Annotated in this window: 15 protein-coding genes; 10 read left to right on the forward strand and 5 right to left on the reverse strand. The window is 35.7% G+C overall.

Going from position 1 to position 12,835, the window contains the following annotated elements:
- Nucleotides 1-54 precede the first annotated feature (54 nt).
- Nucleotides 55-771, forward strand: coding sequence for a DevA family ABC transporter ATP-binding protein (locus tag PN450_RS02420; protein WP_271835311.1), 717 nt, complete (start codon nucleotides 55-57; stop codon nucleotides 769-771).
- Between the two features lie 100 nt (nucleotides 772-871).
- Here the strand turns inward: PN450_RS02420 and PN450_RS02425 are convergent, their stop codons facing one another.
- Entirely contained in the window at nucleotides 872-1,693 is an 822-nt protein-coding gene (locus PN450_RS02425) for a hypothetical protein (protein WP_271835312.1), read from the reverse strand.
- Between the two features lie 105 nt (nucleotides 1,694-1,798).
- On the opposite strand from PN450_RS02425, the gene PN450_RS02430 reads away from it, so the two are divergent.
- From PN450_RS02430 to PN450_RS02440, 3 genes are all read left to right on the forward strand, one after another.
- Nucleotides 1,799-2,614, forward strand: coding sequence for an HAD family hydrolase (locus PN450_RS02430; protein WP_271835313.1), 816 nt, complete (start codon nucleotides 1,799-1,801; stop codon nucleotides 2,612-2,614).
- A 458-nt stretch (nucleotides 2,615-3,072) separates the two neighbouring features.
- Nucleotides 3,073-3,411, forward strand: a complete 339-nt coding sequence (locus tag PN450_RS02435; protein WP_015083702.1) for a Mo-dependent nitrogenase C-terminal domain-containing protein — start codon at nucleotides 3,073-3,075, stop codon at nucleotides 3,409-3,411.
- Between the two features lie 9 nt (nucleotides 3,412-3,420).
- Nucleotides 3,421-3,693, forward strand: a complete 273-nt coding sequence (locus tag PN450_RS02440) for a cupin domain-containing protein (protein WP_271835314.1) — start codon at nucleotides 3,421-3,423, stop codon at nucleotides 3,691-3,693.
- A gap of 62 nt (nucleotides 3,694-3,755) precedes the next feature.
- Here PN450_RS02440 and PN450_RS02445 read toward each other — a convergent pair whose 3' ends face one another.
- From PN450_RS02445 to PN450_RS02460, 4 genes are all read right to left on the reverse strand, one after another.
- On the reverse strand, nucleotides 3,756-4,343 hold the full coding sequence (locus PN450_RS02445; RefSeq protein WP_148760802.1) for a Uma2 family endonuclease: 588 nt from the start codon (nucleotides 4,341-4,343) through the stop codon (nucleotides 3,756-3,758).
- Between the two features lie 122 nt (nucleotides 4,344-4,465).
- Entirely contained in the window at nucleotides 4,466-4,897 is a 432-nt protein-coding gene (locus PN450_RS02450) for an NUDIX hydrolase (protein WP_015083700.1), read from the reverse strand.
- Between the two features lie 8 nt (nucleotides 4,898-4,905).
- Complete coding sequence (locus PN450_RS02455; protein WP_168696283.1) at nucleotides 4,906-5,358, reverse strand: DUF3531 family protein; 453 nt, start codon at nucleotides 5,356-5,358, stop codon at nucleotides 4,906-4,908.
- A gap of 45 nt (nucleotides 5,359-5,403) precedes the next feature.
- Complete coding sequence (locus PN450_RS02460; protein WP_271835315.1) at nucleotides 5,404-6,327, reverse strand: Sll0314/Alr1548 family TPR repeat-containing protein; 924 nt, start codon at nucleotides 6,325-6,327, stop codon at nucleotides 5,404-5,406.
- 120 nt (nucleotides 6,328-6,447) lie between these two features.
- Here PN450_RS02460 and PN450_RS02465 point away from each other — a divergent pair, with 120 nt between their 5' ends.
- From PN450_RS02465 to PN450_RS02490, 6 genes are all read left to right on the forward strand, one after another.
- Nucleotides 6,448-7,143 (forward strand): ABC transporter ATP-binding protein, encoded by a 696-nt coding sequence (locus tag PN450_RS02465; RefSeq protein WP_271835316.1) that lies wholly within the window; start codon nucleotides 6,448-6,450, stop codon nucleotides 7,141-7,143.
- A gap of 235 nt (nucleotides 7,144-7,378) precedes the next feature.
- Nucleotides 7,379-8,134 (forward strand): 16S rRNA (guanine(527)-N(7))-methyltransferase RsmG, encoded by a 756-nt coding sequence (rsmG, locus tag PN450_RS02470; RefSeq protein ID WP_417033731.1) that lies wholly within the window; start codon nucleotides 7,379-7,381, stop codon nucleotides 8,132-8,134.
- Nucleotides 8,135-8,237: 103 nt separating this feature from the next.
- Nucleotides 8,238-9,236, forward strand: coding sequence for a bifunctional riboflavin kinase/FAD synthetase (locus PN450_RS02475; RefSeq protein WP_271835317.1), 999 nt, complete (start codon nucleotides 8,238-8,240; stop codon nucleotides 9,234-9,236).
- Between the two features lie 153 nt (nucleotides 9,237-9,389).
- A complete protein-coding gene (locus PN450_RS02480; RefSeq protein ID WP_271835318.1) occupies nucleotides 9,390-10,808 on the forward strand; it encodes an AAA family ATPase in 1,419 nt (472 codons plus the stop codon).
- The gene (locus tag PN450_RS02485) at nucleotides 10,805-11,395 is read left to right on the forward strand and encodes a hypothetical protein (RefSeq protein WP_271835319.1); all 591 of its coding nucleotides are present in this window, start codon (nucleotides 10,805-10,807) and stop codon (nucleotides 11,393-11,395) included. The genes PN450_RS02480 and PN450_RS02485 overlap by 4 nt, the downstream gene beginning before the upstream one ends.
- Before the next feature lie 210 nt (nucleotides 11,396-11,605).
- Entirely contained in the window at nucleotides 11,606-12,514 is a 909-nt protein-coding gene (locus PN450_RS02490) for an AAA family ATPase (RefSeq protein ID WP_271835320.1), read from the forward strand.
- The last annotated feature ends 321 nt before the right edge of the window (nucleotides 12,515-12,835 follow it).

Genomic DNA, 12,835 nt, shown 5'->3' on the forward strand with positions numbered 1-12,835 from the left:
AACTTCCCCAACTTCCCCAACTTCCCCAACTTCTGACTCCTACACTCCCCTATTATGATCAACAAAGAACCTGTAATATCTATTAAAAATATCAATCACTACTACGGTAAAGGATCGCTGAAAAAACAGATTCTATTTGATATTAGTTTGGAAATATATGCTGGAGAAATCGTGATTATGACTGGACCATCTGGTTCAGGGAAAACAACTTTATTAAGTTTGATTGGTGGGTTAAGGTCGGTACAAGAGGGAAGTTTAAAATTTTTAGGTGATGAACTATGTGGTGCTAGTCAAAGCAAACTGGTACACATGAGACGGAAGATTGGTTATATTTTCCAAGCTCATAATTTATTGGGTTTTTTAACAGCTAGGCAAAATGTGCAAATGGCTGTGGAATTAAATAATAATATTTCCCAATCAACAGCTATTTCCCAATCAGAAGATATGCTGGCATCTGTAGGTTTACAAGAACGGGTTAACTACTATCCAGATAATTTATCTGGTGGACAAAAACAAAGAATAGCGATCGCTCGCGCTTTAGTTAATCATCCTCCTTTAGTATTAGCAGATGAACCAACAGCCGCATTAGATAAACAATCAGGACGTGATGTAGTCGAAATCATGCAGCGTTTGGCTAAAGAACAGGGAACTGCTATCTTATTAGTCACCCATGATAACCGGATTTTAGATATCGCTGATCGCATTGTCGAAATGGAAGATGGTCTTCTGACCCGTGATGCTCAAAATGTTGCTTCTAATCACAACTCCTAATTTTAATGATCCGTCTTCTTCAATACAAGTGATATATTCCAAACCAAAATTTTTTTCCAGTTTGAATTTTTCGGTATTTATTGGTAATTTCAAGTTGTGATTATTTCTGAATAGCGTCTGCATGATGTGAATTTGCTGTCCTACTGTTTTTTGTCAGAGGGGTTTGACGGCTAGTTCTAAATGTCACATTCACGCCTTCATTTGATTGTTCTAGTACCAGCAACGCGGTAGGTTTAGCCTTTTGATCCCAGTGCATATAAACAATCTTACCTTGAATAGTCGGTTGCCAGGTATCATCATCTTCCTTGGGTCTAAGGTAAGTTTCTATACAATTCATAATTTGACTAATTGTAGAAGAAGTAGCTTGAGTTGGCAACTTCATTAATCGAATTTGCGCTCTAAACAGCACCCGTTTCACAATGTTGGGTGCTACACCAGTTTCATACTCAATATCGAAAGTTTCATCTATTTCCTTACCAGTATTACTAGCAATTCCTATAGATCCTTGGTTAGCTTGAGCAGGACGTAGGACTTGAGATATCTTATCTTTAACCTTAATTTTAATTTGATTAACTAGGGCAAAATGGAATACCTCCTCTGACATCCGCATTCGCAGATAATCTAAGTTAAAGTCCCGTGAGTGAACTAAATCTGGATTAGTTTCCATTTTGCGAATAGTTTCTAAAGCTAACTTCAGCTTTTTCTCTAATTCTCGTGTGCGGAATTTTTCAAAAGTTAGTTTTTTCTCCCCCTTTTGCACTAAAATTTTGCCATAAATAATTACAGCAACCAGAGCTAAAACCAGTCCTCCACTAGCACACAATAGCAATGGTATAGCTGAGAATTCATTGCTAGAAACTTCTGTATTCGTTTTTGTTGTTTTCAATCTAGACGATTGAGCCAGAAAAATTGTACTAACCATAATTCACAATTTGAACCTTTTAACTCCTGATGTTTAGAATACCCAAATCTTATTTAGTAGTTGGCTGTGGTATAAGTATTTTTTACATTGTCTTGATCATGTCATATGTACAAACCGATTAGTCACTTGGATCAGCATTTTATCAATATACAGCCATTGTCTGATATAACATCTACGCATTCATATCATATTTGCCTGTTAGCAACAGATATGGATGGGACACTAACTAAACATGGCAGATTTACATCTCAACTGCTAAATACTTTAGAGAGTCTATCAGCAGCCAAAATTCCGGTCTTGATTGTGACTGGACGTTCGGCTGGGTGGGTAAGTGCTATTAGTAGTTTAATGCCCATTGTCGGTGCGATTGCCGAAAATGGTGGTTTATTTTATCCATCAGGTAATTCTGATCCAGTTACACTCACGCATATTCCTGATTTGGCTAACCATCGTCAAGATTTAGCTAGAACCTTTGTGAACTTACAAACTTATTTTCCGCAAATCCGAGCATCTGCTGATAATTTATTTCGAGTCACAGACTGGACATTTGATCTTACCTCACTAACGGCTGATCAACTAAAAAATATAAGTGATCTTTGTAAACAGATGGGTTGGGGATTTACTTACAGCAATATTCAGTGCCATATTAAACCCCAAGGACAAAATAAAGCTGCTGGTTTATTAAAAGTCTTAGATCAATATTTTCCCACATACTTGCCAGAACAGGTTATCACTGTTGGTGACAGTCCCAATGATGAAAGTTTATTTAACCAGCGTTATTTTCCTATGTCCGTAGGTGTGGCAAATATCCAGGAGTATACAAATCAGTTACAGCATCAACCTACATATATAACTACAGCAGCCGAAGGAGATGGTTTTTGCGAGTTGTGTAGTTATATTTTGCAAAATTGCCAGCGTTAGCAGGAGGTAGGGACGCAGGGACTAGGCCCAGTTAGGAGTCACCGAGTCAGAAGAAAATTACCTGTTCCCTATTCCCTGCGATAAAGTGACTTGCATAGCTTTTTTATTGATCTTCTATCACCTAAAATTAATGTCATCGTTTCCTAATGGTTATGCAGTCTAGCTGGAGGAGAAAGCTATATATATCAGTGTTTTTGGCAATTCCCATAGTAATTTTATATATAAAATTACTATATTCAATATCAGGAATCCATAAGCTAAAACTATACCATTTTTATATTTTCTTTGTTATTTTGTATTCAACTGAACAGTTATTCAACACAAAGCCAGTTTTAATAAAAATTAGTTCAACTACTTTACCGTTCTTCAAGTTCAGTCCAAATTGCCAAGATAATTTGTAGTGTAAATTGCCACATTGTCCAGTTTCTATCAATCTCATCTACATAGGATTTACAATAATGCTAAAAACAAATAGTGAACCGATGATTCTCTCCAGTTTTGTCAACCCTATCGAAGAAAACCATTCAGTTAAAAATAAGTTTGATTTATTGCAAAAAATCCGTCAATGGTTCGACGACATTGAAATTGATAATCGTCGAGTTGCCAAATTGATTGCTAAAGTAATTCCTGCCCAATGTCCCTTTGAGCGTGATATCGTGGTTTTTGGACGAACAATTGCTCATATTCCACCTATGTGCAAACTAAACCCACTGTATGATCAGTTTGTCGGCTTGCGTTTTCGCGCATTATGTTATTTAGTAGATAAGTGTGGAGAAGACATCCAATCTTATTGTTAAATACAACTCATGGAAATTAAAGTCGTACATCAACCAAATCTTGCACATCTCAACGAGTTAGATGTATTCAACTGGCCAATTTGGGAAAAGGAAATATCTCAATTTTCCTGGACTTACGATGATCAAGAAACTTGCTACTTTTTAGAAGGTAATGTTGTTGTCACTCCTGATGGAGGACAAGCGGTACAAATGGGTAAGGGAGACTTAGTAACTTTTCCCGCTGGGATGTCTTGTACATGGGAAATTACCAGCGACGTAAAAAAACATTATTGCTTTGATTAGTATTTCTGCAATCTCAATAACTAATATCTGAGGATGTGAATTGGATGTTATTTAGAGATTGGCTATGAAACTATTGATCCTAAAATATCATCTACAACTAAGTTAATTTCGGGGAATGCTTGAATTGACATTTTTTCTCCTCGACTTAGTTTTTGAATGTCGCTATAACCATTTTCGCTAGGGTAGCGATAAACAATAATCACTTGTTCATAAATATCAACTAACCAAACTTCAGTAATACCACTACTAGCATAGAGAGGAATTTTTACGTCTCTATCATATTCTAGACTGCTATCTGCAACTTCAATTAATAAGAAGATATCTTGGGGTTGAGGGTGTCCAGATTCATAAAAATCTGCACGGGGTTGTAGTAATGCAATATCTGGTTCAGGTTCAGATAAGTTGTTTAAGATAATCGGATTTTGTACCCTAACAATCACTTTCATTCCCAGAATATTGCTAAATAAGCGATTAATTCTGTCAACACAAGCTGCGTGTCTTCTACCAATTGGTGACATTTCTATAATTTCTCCATTAATTAGTTCTACCTTATCATTTTCTGAAAAAATACCGACTTCGCTCATTTGATGGTATTGAGAAACATTGAGACGAAAGGTGTTAAGGCGTGGTTTTGCTAATTGTAGAGTCATAATTAACTTCCTGTATTTACCTTTAGTTTTAATATAGCAATCTTGAGTGATTAAGATCCCCGACTTCTCAACTTAATTTATTATTTAGTGACAAGATAAAAAAAGAAGTCGGGGATCTAGGTTTACAAATAATCAAAAAAGACTTCGGGAACTAATCTTAATTCACCAGATTTGAATCGAGAAATATCTATCCACAATGCGCGATGTTGACGTTCTGGTGTTTCCGCAAAAGTTAAACTTTCAATTTGATAAAACTGGGAATCAGCAAAGTCGCATTCATAAAGTTGAATGATTTCATGTCCTTGTCTACCGTCAAAAGTAAATAAGTTCTCAATACAACTTAGATAGCGAATATTTGTTAATTCGGCTTGAATTTCTTCTTGAAATTCTCTAGCTAAGGCTATGCGGCTAGTTTCGCCAAATTCTACGCCACCACCTAAAGCCCGGTAGAATATTGATTGTTTTTTAGGATCGAATCCTTCAGAAACAAATATTCGATTACCATCTCGAATTAGGGCTAAAACAATTACCCGAATTTGACCTTCTTTATTCATGATGACAATTAATTATCGTAAATTGAAGAGGGACGACTTTCGCTATCTTCTGTAGGCCAATCTGAATTTTCGCCACCAATGTATAGTTCTTCAATGGTGACGTATTCTTCAGTTAGTTGGGTGAGGGCGTTGATCAGAATGTCTAATGCGATCGCATCACTTGTACCTAAATCAAACCAACAACGTCCCCATTCTCCTTCATATTCAAATTCACCCATGTTGTGCATCAAAGCCATTAAGCTTTTATCATAGCCTCTTGCATCATAGTCCATGTAGCTGATATCAAGTCCTGTATCTTGGATTTGCAGATTTTCCGCATTAAATCCCCCCAATTTACCTAAATAAAACCAGGAATTAAAGACTTCTTCTACATATTGTTTTTCCCGTTGGGAGGGAACATTGCTAAACTTCAACCAAATCCAAGTATCAAAAGGATTAAACTCGCGGAATTGAATTTCCATTTTTGTAATGGGTAAAACTAGAATTTTGTAACAACTGACCACTGACTACTGACCACTGACAGCCTGATTGCGTTCATATTCAATTTGTTTAACTAAGTTAGCAGGAAGTTGAGATTTTTTGGCTAATGCTTTATCAAAATGAATTATTGCTTCCTTGATTAAATCCTGACTTTTTTCTTTTTTTCCTTTTTCATGGAGAATTTGGGCTTTGAGATAGTAAATTTCTGGGTTGTCAGCAGTTGTTTTTAAGGCGCGGTTGACATAATCTAAAGCCTGGGAATGTTGTTTTAAATCTCGATATGCTAAAGCAATACCTCTATCTACTAAATAACCAGGTGCTGCATTTTTTTCCAATCGGTTAATTGCATCATCTGGACTAGTAAAAGGTAAATTCACAGCTAACATTAAATCCATATAGCCGCGAATTAAGTTTAACTCTGGATCACTAGCAGAAATCTCTTCGGCTCTGTCAAGATATGTATAGACTTTCCGTAACCGACTAAAAGCGAGGGGCGCACCATTTACAGTTCCTTCCCGCTTTAAAATTACCGCCCCCTCTAAAAAATGACCAACCGCAGTGTATAAATTACCACGTAATGGGTCACTAGCGATGAGATTTTGTCCAGTTTCCAGGGTTTTTCGGCTGTATTTTGCTAAATTAGTTTGATCTTGATTTTGATATGCTAAAGAAGCCTGAAGGGCGTAAATTAAAGGTTCATTGGGTTCGCTAGAGACGGCTTTTTGTAAAGCATCTTTGGCTGCTGGGTAATTTCCTTGCTGAAAAATAGCATTAAAAACAGCTTCCGTGCGATCGCCAATTTTATGAGGTTCACGAGAGCGAAATGGATCACCCGCAAAGGATGGATTTACTAGAATATTTAAAAGGATGGAAGTAGTTACAGTCACCTTTAAAAATGGAGCAAATCGCCAAAATATCCTAAATTGAGGCATTAAAACCTGTTTAGACATGATAACCCTCAGAATAATTACAGTTGAAATTGTTGTGTCTATTACCTAAAATGCAAAAATAGTGAATATAAATTACGTCTATTTCCATCAAAATTTTTCATAACTTGGTAATCTTCACAAATGCTCTATCTCAGAAATCTAACTTATCACCCCACAGCCTGCCCAAAAGCAATTCTTCAAGCTATAAATTTAGAATTACCACCCCAGAAACTGGGTTTAATTATTGGTCCTAGCGGTTCGGGTAAAAGCACCTTATTAGAAATTTTATCTGGATTGGCTGATCCCACTGCTGGTGGAGTTTTCTGGAGAGAACAGGGACTCATAGCCGAAGAACTACAACAATTAGCCGGTTTAGTATTTCAATTTCCAGAAAGACACTTTTGCGGGGGGACAATTTTAGAAGAATTGCGCTTAGGACATCCTGAACTGGGAGCGGACAGGGTTAAACAAGCATTAACAGAAGTTGGATTAGATCATTTATCTTTATCTGCGTCACCTCATGCTTTAAGTGGTGGACAACAGCGACGGTTAGCTTTAGCGGTGCAGTTAATTCGTCAACCAAATTTATTATTATTAGATGAACCTACAGCGGGTTTAGATTGGTCAATGCGTCGCCAATTGGTGAATTTATTAGCCGAACTCAAAAAAGATTGGACATTGTTAGTTGTAACACACGACGCTGGTGATATGTTACCAATAGCTGATTATTGTTGGACTTTAGATCATGGGGTCTTAACATCAGGAGTCAGCACTTCGGCTTCGCTCAGTGACCAGTCAGGAGTCAGAAGTCAGGGAGAAGAGGTAAAATCTGCTTAATTCTAAATTAATCTTCAGAGTAATTGAACGCAGATGAACGCAGATGAACACAGATAAGGAGGGATGAATTCATGGATTTGATGATGTTATGTAGCTTCACATAAAATTAGGTATGAAATTCCCAAATTGAACCTTTAAAACTCTTTCCTTGGCGTGATTGCGCCTTTGCGTGAGACTAAAATTCATACCCTTAATCAGTAACGCCAAAATAACTTAAAAAAATTAATTTTAACCAATGAATTTAGAATCTTTACCTATAACTAGTTTGCCAGAAATGGGGGAAATATGGCAAAAAACTCTGAATTGGCAACCAACAAATTGGGAAGAAAACCAATTTCAACAGCTTTATCAATTAATCTTGGCAGGAAATCGCCAATTTAACTTAACTCGCATTACTGAACCTGAAGAATTTTGGGAAAAACATCTTTGGGATTCTTTGCGAGGAATTGCACCTAAACAATTATTTATTCCCGGTATTGAAAAGGGTAAGCGGATAATTGATATTGGTACGGGTGCAGGTTTTCCTGGTATCCCAATTTCTCTAGTTTTTCCTAATTCTCAAGTTACGCTTTTAGATTCTACAGGGAAGAAAATTAGTTTTATTGAGACAATTTTATCAGCACTTGCTCTGAATAATGCCAAAACTTTACTGGGGAGAGCCGAAGAAATTGGTCAGCAAATTCAACACAGACAACAGTATGATCTAGCTGTAATTAGGGCTGTGGGTAATGTTTCTGCTTGTGCTGAATATTCTTTACCTTTAGTAAAAAAAGGCGGTTTAGCGGTAATTTATCGCGGTACTTGGACTCAAGCCGAAAATGAAAGTTTAGAAATTGCTGTTACCCAATTAGGTGGGGTAATTGAACTAATTGAAGAATTTTCTACTCCCTTGAGTAATAGTATTCGTCATTGTCTTTATTTACGAAAAGTAGCAAACACACCAATTAGTTTTCCCCGTGCGGTTGGTATACCCAGTCAAAAACCAATTTAATCACCTGATTTCTCGATTTTAGATTAGATTGGTGATTAGATATCTAACAGCGCGAGAGCGTCAACGCTGATAGCGAAAACAAACCTAAAATCCCAAAATCCAAGTGTTAAATTTGTCTCAAAATGGGTGTTCTGTATGGGTTGCTTCTGCAACAGAAGAACTGCTGACACCAACTGCTGTTGCTCTTGGCAAATTTGATGGTGTTCATCTTGGTCATCAAAGAGTGATTCAGCCAGTATTGCAGTCAGCACGGGGTGAGGAGAATTCAGTCCGCCCATACTCAACCGTTGTCACTTTTGATCCCCATCCCCAGGAGTTTTTTACAGGACTTCCCCGTGATTTGTTAACACCACTGGATGAAAAAGTTGCACAATTGCGATCGCTTGGGGTGGAACAATTGGTATTATTACCTTTTGATAGAGAACTATCTGCCCTTTCCCCTGAAGAATTTGTCGATAAAATCCTCGTTCAACAACTGCAATGTCAACAGATTAGCGTTGGACAAGACTTTTGTTTTGGCAAAAAGCGCATGGGTACTGCTCAAGATTTGCAAATACTCGCAGCAAAATATAATATACCCGTGACCATAGTTCCTATAAAAACTGATATGGAAAACTTTTCCGCAGCAGATGATACTCGCATTAGTACCTCATTAATCCGGGAAAGTTTGGAAGTCGGTGATATTCAAAAAGCAAATCGTCTTTTGGGAAGACCTTACAGCCTTACAGGTATAGTAGTAACAGGTCAAAAATTAGGGATAACTATCGGCTTTCCTACCGCCAATATTCAACTACCAAAAGATAAATTTTTACCTCGTCATGGTGTTTATGCTGTGGAGGTTATTATTGATAACGAAACTCCAAACAACTCTCCCACTCAACATTTTGGAGTCATGAATATTGGCAATCGTCCCACAGTTAATGGTATAGATACTAGCGTAGAAGTACATTTATTAAATTGGTCTGGTGATTTGTATGGTAAAAATTTGCTGGTACAACTAATAAAATTTTTGCGTCCCGAACAGAAATTTACCTCCTTAGAAGCGCTGAAAAACCAAATTCAACTAGATTGTAAAATAGCTCAAGAAATTTTTAATTCTTAATGATGGGGGGATTTTCAATGTTAATCTAAACATTACAGCGATTTTTAGGTAACTACTTCTGTAATATGAAATATCATGGGAGGTGTAACTTCCCAAAAAGTATTTCTATTATGGTACATTTGTTATGTAAGCATAAAAAAGTCACATTTACCTATGCAAAAAATTATCATCGAGAACTTCGGTCCAATTAAATATGCAGAAATTGAAGTTAAGAAAATATTAGTTTTGATTGGTGAACAAGCTAGTGGTAAAAGCACTATTGCTAAATTAATTTATTTTTTCAAGACCATACAAGAGGATTTATTTAGTCAAATTTACCGAGACAAACAAAATCAATCTCTGGATATCAATTCTGATATTTTATCCCCCATTCAGCAAAAATTTTATAATTTTTTTGGACCTACAAATAATTTACCTGATTTTGAAATAACATTTTATTACAGTTTTAATGAAAATAAATTCTTGAAACTAAGCAATGATGAAAATAAAAAAATGAAGATATCTCCTATAGATACTTTTATAAATGAAAAATTTACCATTCTTGCAAGTGATATTAAATTTAGACTTAGACAAGAATATTTAAATATCAACAAAAATAGAAATATTCAACCATTAATTAAGGAAGAAGAAAAAATAAAATATGCTCAACAACTTTATGACCTGCTCAATGACTTATTTCAAAATAAACAAAGAGATTTATTGTTTATTGTTGCTGGTAGAAGTGCAACCGTAGCCTATCCTAGTTTATTTGAAAAATATTTCTCACAAAGTATTGAAATTAATTTAAAACAAAATATTTCAATTGACAATTATGAACGTAGTTCAAAAACTTTAGATGAAATATTATTGGAAAAATTTATAGAAAAATTTGTAAGGGTAAAAGACATTTTTAAAAAGTTTAGAAATTTTGAAGGACTAATCGAAAGTTATTCAGAAAACAACATAAAAGAAAAATTATATCAAGTCAAAAATAAGATAGATAAAATATTAAAGGGAGAATACCGTATTGATGATTTAGGAGAGAAAATTCTATTTAATAAAGAAACAGAAGAATATATTTACTTGTCTAATACTTCGTCAGGACAGCAAGAATCTATAAGAATTTTACAAGATATCTTTCTAAATATTCTTGATAATACAAAAGTATTAAGAATCTTGGAAGAACCAGAAGCTCATTTATTCCCTGTTGCTCAGAAGCAACTAATTGAATTATTGGCTTTAATGGTAAATCAAAATGATGATAACCAACTAATTATCACCACCCATAGTCCCTATGTTCTCACAGTTTTTAATAATTTACTCTTCGCAAATAGAGTAGTTGAAAAAAATCCGTCAACAGAATCAGAAGTAGCACAAATAATTCCCCAAGATTCCTGGTTAAGTGCTAAAGATTTTTCTGCTTATTCTTTGGGAAATCAATCTGTTAGTCAGGATACTAGTTATTGCGAATCTATTTTTAATCAAGAAAAAGGTACTATTCAACAAAATTATTTAGATACGGTTTCCGAAATTTTGGGTGGTGATTTTCAAGCTTTGTACAGTATTCACGCTAAAACTTTCAAAAGAAAATGAGCAAATTTGAGGATATTAAAGAACTTCTATCAACTGCTTTTGATAACTTTTCCGATGTTCTGGAAATTGAAATGAGATCGGAATTTTCAATGATAGACTATCAAGGACAGTCTTTTATTATTATCAATATAAATTCAGATGACAACACATTTACTATTAAACTAAATGGTGTTGATACTGTTAAAAATGGTTTTGATATCACTAAATTATTTAATGTAATTAATGCTAAAGTAGTTGGTTTTATTCCTATTGATGGAAAAAAAGGACTTTTAGGATTTGGTGATTCTCATTGCGATTTTGTATTTTTTGATGAGAATGATTTTTGTTTTGTAGAGTTCAAATTGGATGCAACAAGTTTAAGAAAAGTAGATAAAAACCGCGACAAAGCTATTAACCAACTCACTAATACTATTGATTTATTTGATAATAAATTAGTTAGAAACTATGCAGGTTTAAATTTAGAAGCTTATGTTTGTACTCCTGAATTTTACCCAAGATTTAATTCAAGCTGGATAGCATTTGCGAAAGATTTTTTAGAAGAGTATGGTTTTGAACTTTTTGAAATAAATTATAAAATCTGTGATTGAATAATATATTTAAAAGTAAAAACCATCTCAAAAAATTTGTTTTTTGACTTTCCTCTCCTTGCGTCGGTGGTTTAGCAACTCCAGAAATCTTTAATTCTTATGCTGGATTAAGCTTGTTACGTGGGAATACTGTAGAAAAGGCTAAACTATTAAACAAGTTTTTAGTCAAAACTCAGAAGTAAGCCTTCTCCATTTCCCCCCAGGTACTGCATGAGAGAAAAAATTGACGCTTTAACACAAAATTTGGCTCGTACCATTGTTGGTAAACATGAAGCCATCCGCTTAGTCATAGTAGCTTTACTTGGTGGTGGTCATGCTTTATTAGAAGATGTCCCCGGTGTCGGTAAAACCCTCTTAGCCAAATCTCTAGCTCGTTCTGTAGATGGTAAATTTCAACGGTTACAATGTACCCCTGACTTACTCCCCACAGATATCACCGGCACAAATATTTGGAATCCTAAAAGTGGGGAATTTACATTTCTACAAGGTCCTGTATTTGCTAACGTCCTCCTAGCGGACGAAATTAACCGGGCTACACCCCGTACCCAGTCCGCTTTACTGGAAGTAATGGAGGAATATCAGGTAACAGTTGATGGTGTTTCTCGTCTAGTTCCCCAGCCATTCTTTGTGATTGCTACCCAAAACCCCATTGAGTACCAAGGGACCTTTCCCCTCCCAGAAGCCCAAATGGACCGGTTTATGCTGTCTTTAAGTTTAGGCTATCCTTCTGAATCAGAAGAAATGCAAATGCTCCAAAATTTGCAAGCAGGTTTAAAAGTGGCTGATTTACAGCCTTGTATTACTTTAGAAGAAGTCCAAGAATTACGCCAAGCTTGTTCTCAAGTCAAGGTAGAAGCATCTTTGCAACAATACATTTTGGAATTGGTGCGAACTACTAGACAGGATGAAGAAATCACTCTTGGTGTGAGTCCTCGTGGTACTGTGGCGTTACAAAAAGCTTCCCAAGCACTGGCTTTTATTTTAGGTAGAGAATATGCTCTTCCCGATGATGTCAAGTTTCTCGCACCGCACGTTCTTTGTCATCGTCTGATTCCTAGAGGGGGAAGAAATGCCAAAACTATAGTTGAACGGTTATTGCGATCTGTGCCTATCCCTTAATATAAAATATCATGGGAGGTAGATCCTCCCAAAAAGCGGATTTTTTCGGGTTTTTTATGCCAATTTTGGAAAAGAACATCTTATTTCTGATTATTAAAACTTATACCTTGTCTGATAAAAAACAACAAAAACTTATAGTTGCATCTTGATTGAAGAACTAAGAAGTCCTGATTTTGCCTTTTGCCACTTTTTCAGCAAACCCTAAGAGGTTGTTTGAAAAGTATTATATGAAACCCATAATCTCCAAAAACCTAACCCCCCTTCCCCCCTTCCCTACAAGGGAATGGGGTTTTTAAAGCCTCTCCCCTGGTAGGGGAGAGG

The sequence above is a fragment of the Dolichospermum lemmermannii CS-548 genome (assembly GCF_028330815.1).
GTDB lineage: Bacteria > Cyanobacteriota > Cyanobacteriia > Cyanobacteriales > Nostocaceae > Dolichospermum > Dolichospermum lemmermannii.